General features: G+C 41.0%; 16 protein-coding genes, 2 pseudogenes and 1 riboswitch. Of the genes and pseudogenes, 13 read left to right on the top strand and 5 right to left on the bottom strand.

Features of this window, described 5'->3' with window-relative positions; translation table 11 throughout:
* The first annotated feature begins 31 nt into the window (after positions 1 to 31).
* From NST05_RS03170 to NST05_RS03195, 6 genes are all read left to right on the top strand, one after another.
* On the top strand, positions 32 to 235 hold the full coding sequence (locus NST05_RS03170; protein ID WP_084826109.1) for a heavy-metal-associated domain-containing protein: 204 nt from the start codon (positions 32 to 34) through the stop codon (positions 233 to 235).
* A gap of 159 nt (positions 236 to 394) precedes the next feature.
* Positions 395 to 1,441: a D-alanine--D-alanine ligase gene (locus tag NST05_RS03175; RefSeq protein ID WP_084829031.1), complete on the top strand. Its 1,047-nt coding sequence runs from the start codon at positions 395 to 397 to the stop codon at positions 1,439 to 1,441.
* A gap of 438 nt (positions 1,442 to 1,879) precedes the next feature.
* Positions 1,880 to 2,560: an amino acid ABC transporter permease gene (locus NST05_RS03180; protein ID WP_164178260.1), complete on the top strand. Its 681-nt coding sequence runs from the start codon at positions 1,880 to 1,882 to the stop codon at positions 2,558 to 2,560.
* A complete protein-coding gene (locus NST05_RS03185; protein WP_002951610.1) occupies positions 2,520 to 3,197 on the top strand; it encodes an amino acid ABC transporter permease in 678 nt (225 codons plus the stop codon). The genes NST05_RS03180 and NST05_RS03185 overlap by 41 nt, the downstream gene beginning before the upstream one ends.
* Position 3,198: 1 nt before the next feature.
* Positions 3,199 to 3,957 (top strand): amino acid ABC transporter ATP-binding protein, encoded by a 759-nt coding sequence (locus NST05_RS03190; RefSeq protein WP_004197293.1) that lies wholly within the window; start codon positions 3,199 to 3,201, stop codon positions 3,955 to 3,957.
* Between the two features lie 42 nt (positions 3,958 to 3,999).
* Positions 4,000 to 4,854, top strand: coding sequence for a cysteine ABC transporter substrate-binding protein (locus tag NST05_RS03195; protein WP_004197296.1), 855 nt, complete (start codon positions 4,000 to 4,002; stop codon positions 4,852 to 4,854).
* A gap of 92 nt (positions 4,855 to 4,946) precedes the next feature.
* Here the strand turns inward: NST05_RS03195 and NST05_RS03200 are convergent.
* Positions 4,947 to 5,632: pseudogene (locus tag NST05_RS03200) on the bottom strand (hypothetical protein).
* Positions 5,601 to 6,194, bottom strand: a complete 594-nt coding sequence (locus NST05_RS03205; protein ID WP_084829029.1) for a hypothetical protein — start codon at positions 6,192 to 6,194, stop codon at positions 5,601 to 5,603. The pseudogene NST05_RS03200 and the gene NST05_RS03205 overlap by 32 nt, the downstream one beginning before the upstream one ends.
* 245 nt (positions 6,195 to 6,439) lie before the next feature.
* Between NST05_RS03205 and NST05_RS03210 the strand changes: the two genes are divergently transcribed.
* The 4 genes and pseudogenes from NST05_RS03210 (at position 6,440) to NST05_RS03225 (ending at position 12,126) form a co-directional block, all read left to right on the top strand.
* Complete coding sequence (locus NST05_RS03210; RefSeq protein WP_014727658.1) at positions 6,440 to 7,813, top strand: UDP-N-acetylmuramoyl-tripeptide--D-alanyl-D-alanine ligase; 1,374 nt, start codon at positions 6,440 to 6,442, stop codon at positions 7,811 to 7,813.
* A gap of 88 nt (positions 7,814 to 7,901) precedes the next feature.
* Positions 7,902 to 8,567, top strand: a complete 666-nt coding sequence (locus NST05_RS03215) for a YwaF family protein (RefSeq protein ID WP_084829028.1) — start codon at positions 7,902 to 7,904, stop codon at positions 8,565 to 8,567.
* Positions 8,568 to 8,916: 349 nt separating this feature from the next.
* On the top strand, positions 8,917 to 10,461 hold the full coding sequence (locus tag NST05_RS03220; protein ID WP_011681503.1) for a peptide chain release factor 3: 1,545 nt from the start codon (positions 8,917 to 8,919) through the stop codon (positions 10,459 to 10,461).
* Positions 10,462 to 10,876: 415 nt separating this feature from the next.
* A pseudogene (locus tag NST05_RS03225) lies at positions 10,877 to 12,126 on the top strand (ISL3 family transposase).
* Positions 12,127 to 12,191: 65 nt separating this feature from the next.
* Here the strand turns inward: NST05_RS03225 and thiT are convergent.
* Positions 12,192 to 12,767: an energy-coupled thiamine transporter ThiT gene (gene thiT, locus NST05_RS03230; RefSeq protein ID WP_002951583.1), complete on the bottom strand. Its 576-nt coding sequence runs from the start codon at positions 12,765 to 12,767 to the stop codon at positions 12,192 to 12,194.
* A gap of 77 nt (positions 12,768 to 12,844) precedes the next feature.
* A riboswitch (TPP riboswitch) is annotated at positions 12,845 to 12,965 on the bottom strand.
* A 103-nt stretch (positions 12,966 to 13,068) separates the two neighbouring features.
* Between thiT and NST05_RS03235 the strand changes: the two genes are divergently transcribed.
* The 3 genes from NST05_RS03235 to NST05_RS03245 all read left to right on the top strand — a co-directional run bounded on the left by NST05_RS03235 (position 13,069) and on the right by NST05_RS03245 (position 16,145).
* The gene (locus tag NST05_RS03235) at positions 13,069 to 13,449 is read left to right on the top strand and encodes a PH domain-containing protein (protein WP_002944579.1); all 381 of its coding nucleotides are present in this window, start codon (positions 13,069 to 13,071) and stop codon (positions 13,447 to 13,449) included.
* Between the two features lie 13 nt (positions 13,450 to 13,462).
* Positions 13,463 to 14,371: a magnesium transporter CorA family protein gene (locus NST05_RS03240; protein ID WP_340742899.1), complete on the top strand. Its 909-nt coding sequence runs from the start codon at positions 13,463 to 13,465 to the stop codon at positions 14,369 to 14,371.
* A 190-nt stretch (positions 14,372 to 14,561) separates the two neighbouring features.
* Complete coding sequence (locus NST05_RS03245) at positions 14,562 to 16,145, top strand: DEAD/DEAH box helicase (RefSeq protein WP_084829027.1); 1,584 nt, start codon at positions 14,562 to 14,564, stop codon at positions 16,143 to 16,145.
* Positions 16,146 to 16,700: 555 nt separating this feature from the next.
* Here NST05_RS03245 and NST05_RS03250 read toward each other — a convergent pair.
* Both NST05_RS03250 and NST05_RS03255 read right to left on the bottom strand, forming a co-directional pair.
* The gene (locus tag NST05_RS03250) at positions 16,701 to 16,970 is read right to left on the bottom strand and encodes a GIY-YIG nuclease family protein (RefSeq protein WP_011226404.1); all 270 of its coding nucleotides are present in this window, start codon (positions 16,968 to 16,970) and stop codon (positions 16,701 to 16,703) included.
* A gap of 3 nt (positions 16,971 to 16,973) precedes the next feature.
* Positions 16,974 to 17,738 (bottom strand): tRNA1(Val) (adenine(37)-N6)-methyltransferase, encoded by a 765-nt coding sequence (locus NST05_RS03255; protein WP_011681498.1) that lies wholly within the window; start codon positions 17,736 to 17,738, stop codon positions 16,974 to 16,976.
* Positions 17,739 to 17,787: the final 49 nt, after the last annotated feature.

Raw genomic sequence — 17,787 nt, forward strand, 5'->3', positions numbered from 1 at the left:
AAAACTAATTAAAGAAAAGGAAGAAAGAAAAATGACAAAAACTTATAAAATCACAGGAATGAAATGCCAAGGATGTGTTAACACCGTTACTGAAAGACTCTCCGCTGTCAAAGGTGTAGACAAGGTCCAAGTTGACCTCGAAAACAAACAAGTCACTATCGAAGGGAAACCTTGGAAATGGTCTCTCAAACTTGCCCTAAAAGGCACTAAGTTCGAGCTTGGTGACGAAATTTAAGATAGGAATGAAACAGCTCTTAGGCTGTTTTTTCTGTCCATAATCTTTTTGAAAAACTCTTCCTTTTGTGATATGATTAGGGTAATTATGTTCTCAAAAAGGAGACTGTTCTCTCTTTAAACTGAGACTAGAAAATCAAGAAAAGAAAACGGTGTACCTATGTCTAAACAAACCCTTATCCTTCTCTATGGTGGACGTTCAGCAGAACGTGAAGTGTCTGTACTCTCAGCTGAGAGTGTTATGCGTGCAGTAGATTACACCGCATTTGAGGTTAAAACCTACTTTATCACTCAGTCTGGTGATTTTATCAAAACACAAGAATTTATAGAAACCCCAGGTGATGATGAGAAGCTCATGACTAATGACACAGTTGAGGCTAGTCAGGTTATTAAACCAAGCGATATCTACGAAGAAGATGCTGTGGTCTTCCCTGTGCTTCATGGTCCTATGGGTGAGGATGGTTCTATCCAAGGTTTCCTTGAAACCCTCAAGTTGCCATACGTGGGGACCAATGTTCTTTCATCAAGTGTAGCTATGGACAAGATTATGACCAAGCGTATTCTTGAAGTTGCTGGAGTACCACAGGTTGCCTACACAGTCTACATCGAGGGTGAAGATTTGGAAGCAGCAGTAGCAGAGACGCTTGAAAAATTGACCTTTCCAGTTTTTGTCAAACCAGCCAACATGGGGTCATCTGTTGGGATTTCTAAAGCTGAAAATGAATCAGAGCTTCGTTCAGCGATTGATCTTGCTCTCAAATATGATAGCCGTATCTTGATTGAGCAAGGTGTAGTTGCTCGTGAAATCGAAGTTGGTATCCTTGGAAATACGACTGTCAAAACGACTGATCCGGGTGAAGTGGTCAAAGACGTGGCTTTCTATGATTACCAAGCCAAGTACATTGACAATAAGATTACCATGGATATTCCAGCTCGCGTGCCTGTCGAAGTCATGACGCAAATGCGTGCCTACGCGGCCAAGGCCTTTCGTGCTCTAGGGGGTTGCGGTCTTGCCCGCTGTGATTTCTTCCTGACAGAGGATGGAGCCATCTACCTTAATGAGCTCAACACCATGCCAGGTTTCACTCAATGGTCAATGTACCCACTACTTTGGGAAAATATGGGACTCTCTTACTCAGATCTTATCAAGGAATTGGTAGCCTTGGGACAAGAAATGTTCGACAAACGTGAAAGTCATTTGATTTAAGAACGATGATTTATAAGACAGACATCTTAGTCTCGGAGAAATCTCTGAGATTGAGATGTTTTTTTCTTTATAGAAATCCAGATTGTATTTATATCTTTTCTTTATCACCTTGATAAAAAATACATATTATCCAAAAAAACTCAGCGGTGGTAGAATAAAGCTAACGTTTCAAATGACATAAAGCAATTCGTTCCTTTTTGATGAAGATTCACCTATCGTAAATATCGTCAGAGACGAGTGATGGTCAAAGGGCTAGAAGTAGATGTCAGTGGGTGCTCACGGATTTTTACACACCCTTTGTATCTTGTGGAATTGAACACAGGCTAAATTCCTAGAGCAAAGGATAAACTTCCTAGTGTGCCAGCACACGTCGTCAGTTTCCTATTTGCTTTATGAAATTTCACACGCCCTTTGTATCTTGTTTTGAGGAGGTAAGTTTTGGACTGGTCCATTGTTCAACAGTATTTGCCCTTCTATCAGAAGGCATTCTTTTTAACCTTACATATTGCTGTTATGGGGATTATTGGGTCCTTTCTTTTGGGCTTGGTGGTGAGTGTTATTCGTCATTACCGAGTGCCAATTTTGAGTCAGCTTTCGACGGCTTATATTGAGCTGTCTCGTAATACGCCATTTTTGATTCAGCTCTTCTTTCTCTACTTTGGTTTGCCTCGTATCGGTTTGGTTCTATCCTCAGAGGCTTGTGCTGTGGTAGGTTTGATTTTCTTGGGTGGTTCCTATATGGCGGAGTCCTTCCGAAGTGGTCTAGAGGCTGTTAGTCAGACCCAGCATGAAGTGGGCCTATCTATTGGCTTGACGCCGTTTCAAGTCTTTCGCTATGTGGTCCTTCCTCAGGCAGTGGCTGTGGCGCTTCCGTCATTTACTGCCAACGTTATTTTCCTTATTAAGGAAACATCAGTATTCTCAGCGGTAGCCTTGGCGGATTTGATGTATGTAGCCAAAGATTTGATGGGTCTTTACTACGAAACTGATGTGGCTCTAGGAATGTTGGTGGTGGCTTATCTCTTGATGTTGCTACCGATTTCTCTAGTCTTTAGTTGGATTGAAAGGAGGTTACGATATGCAGGATTCGGGATTTCAGGTTCTTCTTCAGGGGAATAATTTCCTACGTATCTTACAAGGTTTAGGCGTGACTATTGGAATTTCAATCGTTTCGGTTCTTCTTTCCCTTTTACTAGGAACTCTTTTTGGGATTGTCATGACTTCGAAGTCTAAGATTGTTCGGTTTTTGTCACGAATTTATCTAGAATTTATTCGTATCATGCCTCAATTAGTCTTGCTCTTTATTGTCTATTTTGGTCTTGCTAGGAACTTTAACATCAATATCTCAGGTGAGCTATCGGCTATTATCGTCTTTACCCTTTGGGGAACGGCTGAGATGGGCGATTTAGTGCGTGGGTCAATCACGTCGCTACCGAGACACCAGTTTGATAGTGGAAGGGCTCTTGGCTTGACCAATGGGCAACTCTACACCTATGTCATTATTCCGCAAGTCCTGCGTCGCTTGTTGCCTCAGGCTATTAACCTGGTGACACGGATGATTAAGACCACATCTTTGGTGGTTTTGATTGGCGTGGTTGAGGTGACCAAGGTTGGTCAGCAGATTATCGATAGTAACCGCCTGACTATTCCAACAGCTTCTTTCTGGATTTATGGTACAATTTTGATTCTTTATTTTGCCATTTGTTACCCAGTATCTAAGCTGTCTACATATCTTGAAAATCGTTGGAGGAATTAAGATGACAGAAAGCATTTTACAAATCAAGGATTTGAAAAAGTCCTTTGGGGACAATCAAATTCTCAAAGGCATCTCCTTAGATGTTAAGCAAGGTGAAGTCGTTGTTATCCTGGGTTCCTCAGGTTGTGGGAAATCGACTTTGCTACGCTGTATCAATGGCTTAGAGACTATCCAAGGAGGCGATATTCTCCTAGATGGTAAGTCTATCACTGGTAGTAAAAAGGATTTCCACCTGATTCGTCAGAAAATCGGAATGGTCTTTCAAAGTTATGACCTCTTCCCGCATTTGGATATCCTGCAAAACCTGATTTTGGGGCCAGTCAAAGCTCAAGGGCGTAACAAGAATGAAGTCATTGCAGAGGCTGAGAAACTCTTGGACCGTGTGGGACTTTTGGATAAGAAACACAGCTTTGCGCGACAACTATCAGGTGGTCAAAAGCAACGGGTAGCCATAGTCCGTTCCCTGCTCATGCATCCTGAAGTTATCCTCTTTGATGAAGTGACGGCTTCACTTGATCCTGAGATGGTTCGTGAGGTTCTGGAATTAATCAATGACCTGGCTCAAGAAGGATGTACCATGTTGATTGTAACCCATGAACTTCAGTTTGCGCGTGCCATCGCTGACCGTATTATCTTTATGGATAAGGGTGTCATCGCTGAGGAAGGTACTGCTGAAGAATTCTTCAATCATCCAAAGACACAGCGGGCTCAAGAGTTCCTCAATGTCTTTGATTTCAGTCAGTTTGGTGCCTATTTGTAACCCATTGTTTTTAGTGAAAGTAAATTATTTTAGGAGAGAATTATGAAACTAACAAAGAAAATTTTTGCCCTATTAGCCCTCGTCTTTGCCTTGGTGGCAGTGACTGCTTGCTCAAGTAACAGTAGCTCTGGTAAATCAACAGCCAAAGCACGTACTATTGAAGAAATTAAGAAGAGTGGTGAGCTTCGTATCGCCGTCTTTGCGGACAAGAAACCTTTCGGTTATGTAGATAACAAGGGTGCTTACCAAGGTTACGATATTGAACTTGGTAACCGTTTGGCCAAAGACTTGGGTGTTAAACCGAAATACGTCTCAGTAGATGCGGCCAACCGTGCAGAATTCTTGATTTCAAACAAGGTAGATATTACGCTTGCCAACTTTACAGTAACTGATGAACGTAAGAAACAAGTGGACTTCGCCCTTCCTTACATGAAAGTCTCAATCGGTGTAGTGTCACCTAAAGACAAGGTCATTAAGGACGTCAAAGAGCTTGAAGGCAAGACCTTGATTGTTACTAAGGGGACAACTGCTGAAACTTATTTTGAAAAGAACTACCCAAATATCAAATTGCAAAAGTATGATCAATATAGCGATGCCTACCAAGCACTCCTTGATGGTCGTGGCGATGCCTTCTCAACAGATAATACAGAAGTTCTTGCTTGGGCTTTAGAAAACAAAGGCTATGAAGTTGGAATCACATCACTTGGTGACCCAGATACTATCGCTCCAGCCGTTCAAAAAGGTAACAAAGAACTCCTTGACTTTATCAATAAAGACATTAAGAAACTTGGCGAAGAGAATTTCTTCCACAAAGATTATGAAAAAACACTTCACCCAACTTACGGTGATGCTGCTAAAGCTGATGACCTCGTTGTTGAAGGTGGCCAAGTGAAATAAGACCGACACCCTCTTAGAGAGGTAAGTCTTGCTTAATAAAAATAAACAACCACTCCTGCTTATATCTAGTCTAGCTAGAAGCAGGAGTGGTTTTACTTGTTTTTATAGTTTCTTTTGATCTTCCATTCAACGAAAAGGACATATATAAGAAAGCCACCCAACATTCCAAATACGATATAAGGTCTCAGACGATCAAACAAGGTCTTTCATTGACATAAGGGGATTTTGAACCGTCTTTTCAGGTAATACTTTTGTCCTTATCATCCACTAGTTTGTGGGATTTGCCATTATAGGTCAGATAATTGTCTTTACGAACATACATCTTCAAATAGTTGTAGCCATTCTTAGCGGGAAGGTCTGAAAGAAGGTGCTCCCTGGCATAAATTTCAATGAGGGTGCCGTCCATTAAAGCTTTCAATCTCATCAATGCGTGCATTTTTGATGAGGACATTTCCATCTTGAACAATCTCCCAATCAATCTTACTTCCCTCGCCACCTCTTTCGTAGGATATGGCAAGCTGATGGCTTTTAGATTGCCAAAGACCGTAGATATCGTCTTTATAAACGTCATGACCAAAGAAAATACCATAGATAATGACTACAGGTAAGAGGATTAGGAAATCTATGCCAAAAATGTTAGCTAAACGGTCTGTAAATTTATCCCAGCGTGCTCGCCATCCCGTTTTGCGTTTCTGTTGTTTCCGATATGCTTTTGTGGATGATATTTTCGATTGAGATTCTTTCGGTCAGCGTATTTTCTTTTTGTTTGGTGTCTCATTGAGCTTCTCTCTCCTCTTTTGCCGAGCCTCTATAATGATAAGAAATGAGCAAATACCAATAAGTATCAAATAGAAGGATTCAAAAACTTCATCTATAGTGGTTTTCCGTTGACCATAAGGGCTGGTGGAATCATCTTTCCAAGTGATGGACCTGTTTCCGGAGTCTATTCGTTTGTAGGACTCGCCATCATAGGTAATATAATTGTTTTTACGAAGATAGAAATCCATATAGCTGAAGCCGTTCTTGGTGGGGAGGTCTGTTAGGTAGCCTTCCACAGTGTAGAGCTCCATGTGAAGAGTTCCGTCATTAAGCCGCTTGACTGGGCGAGTTCTAGTAGCATAGATAATATTCTTACCATCCTGTGTGACCTGCCAGTCAATATTTCCTCGTTTCCGAATATGCTTACAGGAAGTCGCTAACTGATGATGATCAGACTGCCAGAGACCATAAATATTATCTTTGTTGACGGTATAATGATTGTAATAATATAAACCACCATATAGCAGTGCTAGTATTAATAAGATGATCAATCCAGATGTTGGCTCTAGTAGAACTACCATTCTCCAATTAAAGCGCTGGCTTTAGGTTCTTCAATACTTTGGCAGTCACTTATTCTGTCTTTTTCTTTGTTAGAGAAACTGATTGATTTTTTTCTTTGTCATGCCTAATCCTTTCATCAACCATTGTAACAAATTCATCTCCCAAGCAAAAGCTAGCCCGATTTGTGATATAATTGGGAGTGATTGAAGTCAAGAAAATCTTATTTCTTGTCAGACTTGTAAAAAATATAATAGAGGATTTTAAGATGAAACTGACACTCCATGAAATTGCCAAGGTTGTTGGTGCTAAAAATGATGTCACTGCCTATAAAGATGTCGCCCTAAACCAGATTGAATTTGACAGCCGTAAGATCACAGCGGGGGATCTCTTTTTGCCGCTCAAAGGTGCGCGTGATGGGCATGATTTTATCCAAACAGCCTTTGACAACGGTGCTATAGCGACATTCACAGAAAAAGAATTACCGGCTGATCAAGCCCACATCCTAGTCGATGACGCTCTTGAAGCCTTCCAAGAACTAGCTGCCTACTATCTTGAAAAGACTGGTGTTGATGTTATTGCTGTGACTGGTTCTAACGGTAAGACAACCACCAAGGACATGATTCATGACATTTTGGCAACGACCTACCGCACTTATAAGACACAAGGCAATTACAACAATGAGATTGGTCTTCCTTATACAGCCCTCCACATGCCTGATGATACGGAGAAAATTGTCCTTGAGATGGGGCAAGACCATATGGGAGATATTCATCTCTTGTCAAACTTGGCTAAGCCAAAAACAGCCGTTGTTACCTTAATCGGAGAAGCTCACTTGGAATTCTTCGGTAGCCGTGACAAGATTGCTCAAGGTAAAATGCAAATGCAAGACGGTATGCCTGATGGTAGTCTCTTGCTTGTGCCATGTGATCCAATCGTTGATCCTTTCTTGCCAAGCAATCTTGAAGTGGTACGCTTTGGAGATGGTGCAGAGCTTACAGTCTCTGAGTTGACGGAATACAAGGATCATCTTACCTTTTCAACAAAGTTCCTCGACGGACAAGTTACCTTGCCAGTCACTGGAAAATACAATGCCACAAATGCCATGGTTGCTGCCTATGTCGCAAAACACTTGGGTGTAACTGAGGAAAATATCCTCTCAGCTCTTGCTAACTTGCAACTCACAAAAAACCGTACCGAATGGAAAAAAGCGGCTAATGGAGCGGATATTCTTTCTGACGTCTACAATGCCAATCCAACAGCTATGAAGCTCGTTTTGGAGACCTTCTCAGCCATTCCTAAGAATGAAGGAGGCAAGAAAATCGCTGTCCTAGCTGATATGAAAGAACTCGGTGAACAGTCTGTACAACTTCATACACAGATGATTTTAAGCCTGACACCAGATGCTATTGATACGGTGATTTTCTATGGTGAAGACATTGCAGAATTGTCACAACTTGCCAGTCAAATGTTCCCACTTGGTCATGTTTATTATTTCAAGAAGACATCTGATGAAGACCAATTTGATGCTATGGTCAAACAAATCAAAGAAAGTCTAGGCGAATACGATCAAATCTTGCTTAAGGGCTCTAACTCTATGAACCTAGCCAAGGTTGTGCAAGAACTCCAAGCTAAGGATTAAGTTCTCTAACCTGCTCTCTAAGCAGGTTTTTGATTTACCCTGAAATTTGATATAATAGCAGGCATAGCAATTTCATCAGGAGAAGAGAATGAAGGATTTTTTGACAATGACCCCAACTCATCCCCCCCATATACCTCTGCCCTATTATTTGCTTATGCTCTTGGCGATGGTACTCTTGAGTTACCTGAGTTGGCTTTGGCATAACAATAATGTATGGCGTTGGACCTTTATCACTATTCAAGCCATTCAACTCTTTGCCCTCTACACCTGGTACCTCTGGCAAGGCTTTCCTCTTTTTATTAGTCTGCCCCTTTACCATTGCCGTATGGCCATGTTTGCTGTTCTCCTCTTGAAAAATAGTAGGACAAAGACCTACTTCGCTATTATGGGAGTCGTCGGAACCTACTGTGCATTGATTTACCCAGTATTTGATCCCTATGAGTTTCCTCATATCACAGGATTTTCTTTCCTAATTGGTCACTATGCCCTACTTGTCAATAGCCTGAATGTCATTTTTAACAGTTATAAAACCCATCCCATCAGCCTAGGACTGATCGTGGTGGCTACCTTCCTACTAAATCTAGGTCTGGTAATAGTTAATCAGACCATCGGTGGAAACTATGGGATGCTTAAACACACGCCATTTATTATGGGACCCCCCTTAGTTGTCAAATACCTTGCTGTTTCAGGAACTTTGATTATTCTTATGATAATTATGAAAAAGAGTCTGGAATATTTTGAAGATAAGTATTGAATAAATGAAGAAACACGCCATCAGAAAGCTGATAGCATGTTTTGTCATTTTATTTGTTTTATTCTAACACAAAACGCTTTCAAAATTGCTTTCACACTGTAATTTGGATATAATAAAAGAGTTATGCCTGCGAGAATTATTGCAAGCCTCGACAACAAATGTAGCTTTTAAAAGACAGAAATTTTCTGAAAGAAGTGCTACAACTATCTTACTTTTCAATCTGGTTAAAACCTATTACTGTCAGTAGCTATGGAACGTAGAAGTTTTGCGATTCCTAAGGAAGCTGCTAACGTTCGATACCACTAAGGAAAAGTACCAAAAAGATTATTTTTAAAGAAGAAAGAAAACTATGAGCATTCGAGACGAAATCAAAAAACGCCGTACTTTTGCCATCATCTCTCACCCCGATGCTGGTAAAACAACAATTACTGAACAATTGCTTTACTTTGGGGGTGAAATCCGTGAAGCTGGTACCGTAAAAGGTAAGAAGACCGGAAATTTTGCCAAATCAGACTGGATGGATATTGAAAAACAACGTGGTATCTCAGTAACCTCATCTGTGATGCAGTTTGACTATGCCGGCAAACGTGTTAATATCCTTGATACCCCAGGGCACGAGGACTTCTCAGAAGATACCTACCGTACTCTTATGGCGGTTGATGCTGCCGTAATGGTCGTTGACTCAGCCAAAGGTATTGAGGCCCAAACCAAAAAACTTTTCGAAGTTGTCAAACACCGTGGTATTCCTGTCTTCACCTTCATGAACAAATTGGACCGTGATGGACGTGAGCCACTTGACCTCTTGGAAGAGTTGGAAGAAGTGCTTGGTATTGCCAGTTACCCAATGAACTGGCCTATCGGTATGGGGAAAGCCTTCGAAGGTCTTTATGACCTTTATAATGAACGATTAGAGCTTTACAAGGGTAACGAGCGCTTTGCCAAGATTGAAGATGGTGATACTCTATTTGCCAACAATCCATTCTATGAGCAAGCTAAAGAAGATATCGAACTCTTGACAGAAGCAGGAAATGAATTCTCTGAAGAAGCTATTTTAGCTGGTGAATTGACTCCGGTCTTCTTCGGTTCTGCCCTTACAAACTTTGGGGTTCAAACCTTCCTCGATACCTTCCTCAAATTCGCGCCAGAACCACATGGCCATAAGACAGTAGATGGTGATGAGATTGATCCTCTTAACAAGGATTTCTCAGGTTTTGTTTTCAAAATCCAAGCCAACATGGACCCACGTCACCGTGACCGTATTGCCTTTGTTCGTATCGTGTCTGGCGAATTCGAGCGTGGTATGAGTGTTAACCTAACCCGTACAGGTAAAGGAGCTAAGCTCTCTAACGTCACTCAGTTTATGGCCGAGTCCCGTGAAAATGTCGAAAATGCTGTGGCTGGAGATATTATCGGGGTTTACGATACAGGAACTTACCAGGTTGGTGATACCCTTACTGTAGGAAAAAATAAGTTTGAATTTGAGCCACTACCAACCTTTACGCCCGAGTTGTTCATGAAAGTTTCTGCTAAAAATGTTATGAAACAGAAGTCTTTCCACAAGGGAATTGAACAATTGGTGCAAGAAGGAGCCATCCAGCTCTACACCAACTACCAAACTGGCGAATACATGCTTGGTGCTGTTGGTCAACTTCAGTTTGAAGTTTTCAAGCACCGTATGGAAAATGAATACAATGCTGAAGTCGTCATGACACCAATGGGTAAAAAGACCGTACGTTGGATTCAACCTGAGGATCTTGACGAACGCATGTCATCAAGCCGAAACATCTTGGCCAAAGATCGCTTTGACCAACCAGTCTTCCTCTTTGAAAATGACTTTGCCCTTCGTTGGTTTGCGGATAAATACCCAGATGTAACATTGGAAGAGAAGATGTAATGTACTAAGATTGCTTGGCTATTTCATAGCTTAAGCAATCTACACCACGTCCTATGGGACCGTGGCTAAGTCCCTTACTAACTCGAAAACGGAAAAAACATCGTTTCCGTTTTCTCATGTCGTAACACGATGACTATTTAGTTTTTGCAAATCGTTCATCTTTTGACGCTAGCCCCTATTAGGTGTCTAGCTAGCCGTCTCACTAACTGCGTCAGACGAATAATATCGATTCGTCTGACTTCGTGTCGTAATATTCCATAAAAACAAGAAAAACCATAGGACTACCAATTAAGAGGCTCTATAATTTCTGTAGTGGGTAAAACTACTGTAGGGATTATAGAGCTTTTTGAGTGTACACAAAAAGTCCCATAAGAACTATAATGAAAAGCAACCAAACCATCATTAGGAAGAACTTATGAGACTTATTAAGAATAACACAGAATTAATCGGAATCAAAGACCAAAATATCAACATTTCACTTGTTTTTGAAACTGACACTCATATCGAGATTCAAGCAAAACTTGATTACCCTGCACCATCATGTCCTCATTGCCATGGAAAGATGATCAAGTACGACTTTCAAAAGCCTTCTAAAATCCCTCTTCTCGAGCAAGCGGGAACGCCAACTCTACTACGTCTGAAAAAACGTCATTTCCAGTGTAAAAATTGTAGGAGAGTCACGGTAGCTGAGACATCTATCGTTGAGAAAAACTGCCAAATCTCCAATCTAGTCCAACAAAAAGTTACACAACTCCTAACTGAGAAGGTGTCACTAACTGATATTGCAAGAAGACTTCGCGTGTCGACGTCCACTGTCTATCGTAAGCTTGATCAGTTTACTTTCAAGGAACATTATGACAAACTCCCTGCCGTTATGTCCTGGGATGAGTTTGGGTTCAAGAAAGGGGAATTGGCTTTTGTGGCGCAGAATTATGAGACAAACGAACTCATAACCATCCTTGATAATCGCCGCCAAACTACTATACGAAACTACTTTTTGAAGTATCCATTGAAAGTCCGACAACAGGTACAGTTTATCACGATGGATATGTCTGGAGCTTATATTCCACTGGCTCGCAAGCTCTTTCCAAACGCAAAAATCGTTCTTGATCGTTTCCACATCATCCAGCACCTTGGACGTGCCTTTTTAAAGACAAGAATTGCAATTATGAACCAGTTCGATAAGAAGTCACTACCCTATCGAGCCCTGAAAAATCACTGGCGACTCTTCCAAAAAGACAGATGTAAGTTATCTCTCAACTCTTTCTATTTAAAGACTTTCCGTCAAACTTTAGTACCACATGAAGTCGTTGCGAAGACACTAGTCTTTTCAAAAGAGCTTACTGACTACTATACACTTTATCAGCTTTTGCTTTTTCACTTTCAGGAGAAGAGAGTAGATGAGTTCTTTGAACTGATAGAGGAAAATAGGAGCAAGGTCAATCATTATTTTCAAACTGTCTTTAGGACTTTTCTTAGACACAAGCAATACATCAAAAACGCACTAGAAACGGACTATTCAAACGCGAAACTTGAAGCGACTAACAAGTTGATCAAAGACATCAAACGTTTGGGCTTCGGTTTTAGAAACTTCATCAACTTTAAGAAGCGTGTCTTCATCACACTGAACATACATAAAAAAAGGACCTATCCGGTCCTCTCTAGATGTTAGCTTTTCGTCACCCACTACAGTTGACAAAGAGCCAATTAAGACTGTCCTATGGTTTCTTTTATTTTTCCGTATTGAGTAATCTGCCTAGGAATCGTTGCAGGGCGAAGAAAACAATAAGGCTTGCCAATGTTTCTCCTAGGAAAGATGAGCTATTGACAATGAATGAATAAAGATAAGGGCTTTGCCCTTTAGGAGCATAGCTTCCCCAAAAGATGACACCAGCTATAAAGTGGATGAGGTAACGAGCAGAGCTACCAAGCAGAATCCCCCCAGTGATATACATCAGAGATTTAACTTTATAGCCTTGTTTAATGGCTTTATCTAGGGCTGGCTTGACCACACCACTAATCCCAATAAGGCTAAAGGCGACAAAATACTCCAGAAAACCTTGTGTTAATGTTAGCCAACCACCGGCTGCTTGTCCCGTCGCCACTTGGAGAAGCCCCCAGATAAGGCCTCCCATAGCACCGGCTTTAAGCCCCCAGCGAAAACTGAGGAGAAAGATAGGCACCATTTTAAAGGAAAGGGAAATCCAAGGGCCTAGGGATATTGGCTGGGTAACTAGGTCCAGGATATAAGCAATGGTCGCCAAAAGGGCGATATCAATCATTGGTCGAATACTTGTTTTCGACATAAAAAACCTCCTATACCAATCGTCTTGATTGGCTATTTTTTTGCCACATCAAAACGACATCATAGAAGTCTATTTCAATCTATTTTGAGACACATCCCTACGCAGGTTCTAACCTGATCAGGTGGTAAGAGTTTAGGCGAGTCTTGAAGAAAAGATTCAAGCTAGCCATTCTCAGCAATTGCTCCTCTTGTGACTCTTTTATTGTACTACCAGAAACCAATTTCTGCAAGTGTATTAAATCTTAAAATGTGGTATAGTTAAAGCAAGAACTATCTTTAAAGTAAAAAAAGGAGCAACAACTATGGGAATTTTTTCAGGATTGCTTGGCAATGCGTCTAAGAAAGATAATGACAAGGTTGAGCGTCAATTGGAGAATATCTTGATTCCAGGTGAACAGGTGGACTTAGCCTATGTCCTTGTTCGTGACTTGATTGTCTTTACAGAGAAACGCTTGATTTTAGTAGATAAGCAAGGTGTTACAGGAAAGAAGACTTCCTATAAATCTATCCCTTATCACTCAATCTCTCGTTTCACTGTAGAAAGCTCGGGGAACTTTGACCTAGATGCTGAACTTAAGATTTGGATTTCATCAGCACTTGAGCCTGCAGAAGTGCTTCAATTTAAGAGCGATAATAATGTCTTTGAAATTCAGCAAGCTTTAGCAACAGCAGTGCTAGAGTGAAGAGGAGTTGACTATGTTTATTGAAAAGGAACTTGGTTACAAGCGTCACTGGATTAATATTGACTCAGACATTGTATCTGAGCAATCCTACCTTTATACTAAGTACGATATTGACCAAGAAACCGTAGAGTATGCCTTGGATAAAAATGAACAAGCCCACATGGATTACAACCGTGAGAATGGGACAATTACCTTTATCTATAATGTTCTGGCGCTTGAAAAGGACAAGGAATACTATGAGACTATCCCTCTGACTTTTATTGTACAAGATACGCGTTTGGTGACCATTAGTAACGAGGATAACGCTTATGTGATAAGAAAGATGCAAGACTATGTGGATAACCATGAGGATTTGTCTATCTACACGTTGCTTTTTGCAGGATTTGAGATGATTTCAAATGCTTATTATCCCGTTATTGAACGCTTGGATCAGCAAAAAGATGAAGTTAGTCGACGCCTAAGGCAGACCACGACAAGTAAGAATCTTTATGATCTTTCAGATTTGGAAATAGGCATGGTCTATTTGGTGACCGCAGCTAAAAAAAACCGTCTCCTTTTGGAATACATTAATGGGCATGCCATTTATCGTCGTTTCAATGAGGTCGAAAAAGAGCAGTTTGATGATGCTATGATTGAAGCCAGGCAGTTGGTTGCCATGACGGATCTTATTTCAAAGGTCTTACAACAACTATCAGGTTCTTATAATAATATCCTAAACAACAATCTGAATAATAACTTGAGTAATTTGACTATTATCGGGGTACTCTTGGGAGTTCTTTCCGTCATTACCGGTTTCTTTGGGATGAATGTTCCTATACCTTTTATGACTGTCAGTTCAGCCTGGATTTTCATCGTTTTTGGTAGTATCATTCTTTGTTTGGTCTTGGCCCGCTATCTGCGTTGGTTGGTTCATAAAAAATAATCAGTGAGTGAAACCGTCTTCTCAAATTGGAGGCGGTTTTAAAACATTATTTTCTGTCTTTTTATCCTTAAATATGATAAAATAGATAAGTTGTTAAATTAACGACTGTAAAATACAAGCAGATGCTTTATCTGCTCATCCAAGTCTCATAAGGTAGCTTCGCACTACCTTCAATAGAAAGAAGAATACTTTGAAATTTACAGATTTAAACCTATCAGAAGACATCCAATCAGCTGTTGTAGCTGCCGGTTTTGAACAACCATCACCTATCCAAGAGTTGACAATTCCACTTGCTCTTGAAGGTAAGGATGTCATCGGTCAGGCACAAACTGGTACTGGTAAAACAGCTGCCTTTGGTTTGCCTACCCTAGATAAAATTCGTACAGAAGAAAATACAATTCAAGCCCTTGTTATTGCCCCAACACGTGAGTTGGCAGTGCAATCTCAAGAAGAGCTTTTCCGTTTTGGCCGTGATAAGGGCGTTAAGGTTCGCTCAGTATACGGTGGTTCTAGCATCGAGAAACAAATCAAGGCCCTCCGTTCAGGTGCCCACATTGTAGTAGGGACACCAGGTCGTCTCCTAGACCTTATCAAACGTAAAGCCCTTAAACTTAACAATATCGAGACTTTGATTTTGGATGAAGCTGATGAAATGCTTAACATGGGCTTCCTAGAAGACATTGAAGCAATTATCAGTCGAGTACCAGAGAAACGTCAAACCCTTCTCTTCTCAGCAACTATGCCTGATGCCATCAAACGTATTGGTGTTCAGTTCATGAAAGATCCTGAGCATGTGAAAATCAAGGCTAAGGAATTGACCAATGTTAACGTTGATCAATACTTTATCCGAGTGAAGGAACAAGAGAAGTTTGATACTATGACTCGTCTTATGGATGTTGACCAACCTGAATTGTCAATCGTCTTTGGACGTACCAAACGTCGTGTGGACGAGTTGACACGTGGTTTGAAACTTCGTGGTTCCCGTGCAGAAGGTATCCACGGAGACCTTGACCAAAACAAACGTCTTCGTATTATCCGTGACTTCAAGAACGGCCAAATCGATATCTTGGTTGCAACAGACGTTGCGGCGCGTGGTCTTGACATTTCAGGTGTTACTCACGTCTACAACTACGATATTCCACAAGACCCAGAAAGCTACGTTCACCGTATTGGACGTACAGGCCGTGCAGGCCAATCAGGTCAATCGATTACGTTCGTTTCTCCAAACGAAATGGGTTACTTGGGCATCATCGAAAATTTGACTAAGAAAGGCATGAAAGGCCTTAAGTCACCAACAGCTCAAGAAGCCTTCCAATCTAAGAAGAAAGTTGCCCTTAAGAAAATTGAACGTGACTTTGCGGATGAAGCTATCCGTGCTAACTTTGACAAGTTTAAGGACGATGCTGTTAAATTGGCTCAAGAATTCACACCTGAAGAATTGGCGCTTTATATCTTGAGCTTGACCGTTCAAGATCCAGAGACAATGCCAGAAGTGGAAATTGCGCGTGAAAAACCATTGCCATTTAAACCATCAGGTGGTGGCTTTGGTGGTAAAGGTGGCAAAGGTGGCCGTGGCCGTGGTCGCGATAACAACCGTCGTGGTGGATACCGTGGCGACCGTAACCGTGATGATCGAGACGGTGGCCGTCGAGACTTCAAACGCAAGTCTAAGAATAACAGTCGTGACTTCGAAAATCGTGGCAACAAACGCCCACACCGTGCTTCAAGCGAAAAGAAAAATGGCTTTGTTATCCGTAACAAGGGTGATAAGTAAGAATTAAAATGCTCTAAAAAATAGAGCGTTTTCCTATACCTTGAATATACAATATAAGTACATAATAAAAACTCATAAGTTTTTCTATAACCAACCAGTGATTGATGCTCAACCAAAACTATTAATCAATCTTCAGTGGTTGTTTAATTTAATTTATCAAAGTAGGTTTAATTAGAGAATAAGATAGCTTAGAAGCATTTTGTAAGATTATTTATACCTAAAGATGAGTTTATCTATATTATGGCATTTACTGCGGATATAATTCAGGACACCTTTCAGGGTGTCTTTTTTATTTACTAAATTTGGAGTAATACTACTGATTTTAAAGCTTTTTAGATCATGTAGAATTACTCACGCGCGTGAGTTGTACTACTATGAGAGCAATATTCCAAATGGAAGTGATCTAACATTGGTTGATAATCAGATCATTCAGCTGTGAGAGAACAAACTTAATAATAAGGTGCGAAAATGTCATAACTGGAAAAACATCTTATGAAGTCTTATAAGAGGAAAGTATGCACTTAATTTGATAATTCAAGACCAAAAAACACACGGTTATTTTTCCGTGTGTTCTTTGATATAGGCCAATTTTTTCTCTCGGCTTTTTTTCTTAAAGAGTGCTTCGGCGCTCATGGCCTCTGGTTTGCTGGCGAAAGCTTCTGAGTAGAGGAGTTTAACTGGTAGGCGAGCTCTGGTATACTTGGCGCCTTTGCCTGCGTTGTGGGTTTTGAGGCGGCGTTCGACGTCTGTAGTATAGCCTGTATAGAGGGTGCCATCGGCACACTCAACCACATACATGTAGGCCTTGCTATCCTTTTCTGTCATCGATTAGGACTCACCCTCAGTCTTTTTTCCAAAGTAAATCTCAAAGATTTCATCGGTATAGTCACCATTTTCCTTGTGAACGAAGAGAGGTGGAAGAATTTTCAAGCCATCTGTCGAGCCGTCTTTAATGGCTTCAATCAGGAGCATATTTGCCTCACGTCCCATCTTAGGATAGATAAACTGGATGCGTTTAGGTGCTAGATTGTACTGGCGCATGGTGTCGATGATATCCAAAAAGCGGTCAGGGCGATGCACCATGGCAATACGTCCATTAGATTTTAGGGCATGACGAGCGACCTGGCAAATTTCTTCTAAATTCGTCGTGATTTCGTGGCGGGCCAAGAGGTAATGCTCTGACAGATTTTTCTTAGACGTTTCTGTCGCCTTAAAGTAGGGAGGGTTACAGAGGATAAGGTCCACCTGAGATCGTGGGGCATGGTCAAGCAAATTTTTTAGGTCGTCATTGACAACAGTCACCTGATCTTCTAATTGATTAAGAGTTACGGAACGCTTGGCCATATCAGCCAGGCGTTCTTGCAACTCAACCAAGGTAATCGGTGCCTCAGTGCGTGTGCTGGCAAAGAGGCCAACGGCACCATTTCCGGAACAGAGGTCGACGATTAACCCCTTCTTTGGAATTTTTGGGAATCGCGAGAGAAGGACACTATCGATAGAATAGCTGAAGACTTCCTTGTTTTGAATGATTTTTACATCTGTGGAGAAGAGTTGGTCAATGCGTTCTCCGTTTTTTAAAATTGGATTTGTCATAACTTTTATTGTAGCAAAAAACAGCTCCCAAAGGAACTGTTGCGAGTGA

Origin of the sequence: Streptococcus sp. FSL E2-3494 (assembly GCF_038007085.1) — a bacterium.
Taxonomy (GTDB): domain Bacteria; phylum Bacillota; class Bacilli; order Lactobacillales; family Streptococcaceae; genus Streptococcus; species Streptococcus thermophilus.

Bases quoted from the DNA above. Each gene is read 5' to 3' on its own strand.
- NST05_RS03170 (WP_084826109.1), top strand. From the start codon at position 32: ATGACAAAAACTTATAAAATCACAGGAATGAAATGCCAAGGATGTGTT.
- NST05_RS03175 (WP_084829031.1), top strand. From the start codon at position 395: ATGTCTAAACAAACCCTTATCCTTCTCTATGGTGGACGTTCAGCAGAA.
- NST05_RS03185 (WP_002951610.1), top strand. From the start codon at position 2,520: ATGCAGGATTCGGGATTTCAGGTTCTTCTTCAGGGGAATAATTTCCTA.
- NST05_RS03190 (WP_004197293.1), top strand. From the start codon at position 3,199: ATGACAGAAAGCATTTTACAAATCAAGGATTTGAAAAAGTCCTTTGGG.
- NST05_RS03195 (WP_004197296.1), top strand. From the start codon at position 4,000: ATGAAACTAACAAAGAAAATTTTTGCCCTATTAGCCCTCGTCTTTGCC.
- NST05_RS03205 (WP_084829029.1), bottom strand. From the start codon at position 6,194: ATGGTAGTTCTACTAGAGCCAACATCTGGATTGATCATCTTATTAATA.
- NST05_RS03210 (WP_014727658.1), top strand. From the start codon at position 6,440: ATGAAACTGACACTCCATGAAATTGCCAAGGTTGTTGGTGCTAAAAAT.
- NST05_RS03215 (WP_084829028.1), top strand. From the start codon at position 7,902: ATGAAGGATTTTTTGACAATGACCCCAACTCATCCCCCCCATATACCT.
- NST05_RS03220 (WP_011681503.1), top strand. From the start codon at position 8,917: ATGAGCATTCGAGACGAAATCAAAAAACGCCGTACTTTTGCCATCATC.
- thiT (WP_002951583.1), bottom strand. From the start codon at position 12,767: ATGTCGAAAACAAGTATTCGACCAATGATTGATATCGCCCTTTTGGCG.
- NST05_RS03235 (WP_002944579.1), top strand. From the start codon at position 13,069: ATGGGAATTTTTTCAGGATTGCTTGGCAATGCGTCTAAGAAAGATAAT.
- NST05_RS03240 (WP_340742899.1), top strand. From the start codon at position 13,463: ATGTTTATTGAAAAGGAACTTGGTTACAAGCGTCACTGGATTAATATT.
- NST05_RS03250 (WP_011226404.1), bottom strand. From the start codon at position 16,970: ATGACAGAAAAGGATAGCAAGGCCTACATGTATGTGGTTGAGTGTGCC.
- NST05_RS03255 (WP_011681498.1), bottom strand. From the start codon at position 17,738: ATGACAAATCCAATTTTAAAAAACGGAGAACGCATTGACCAACTCTTC.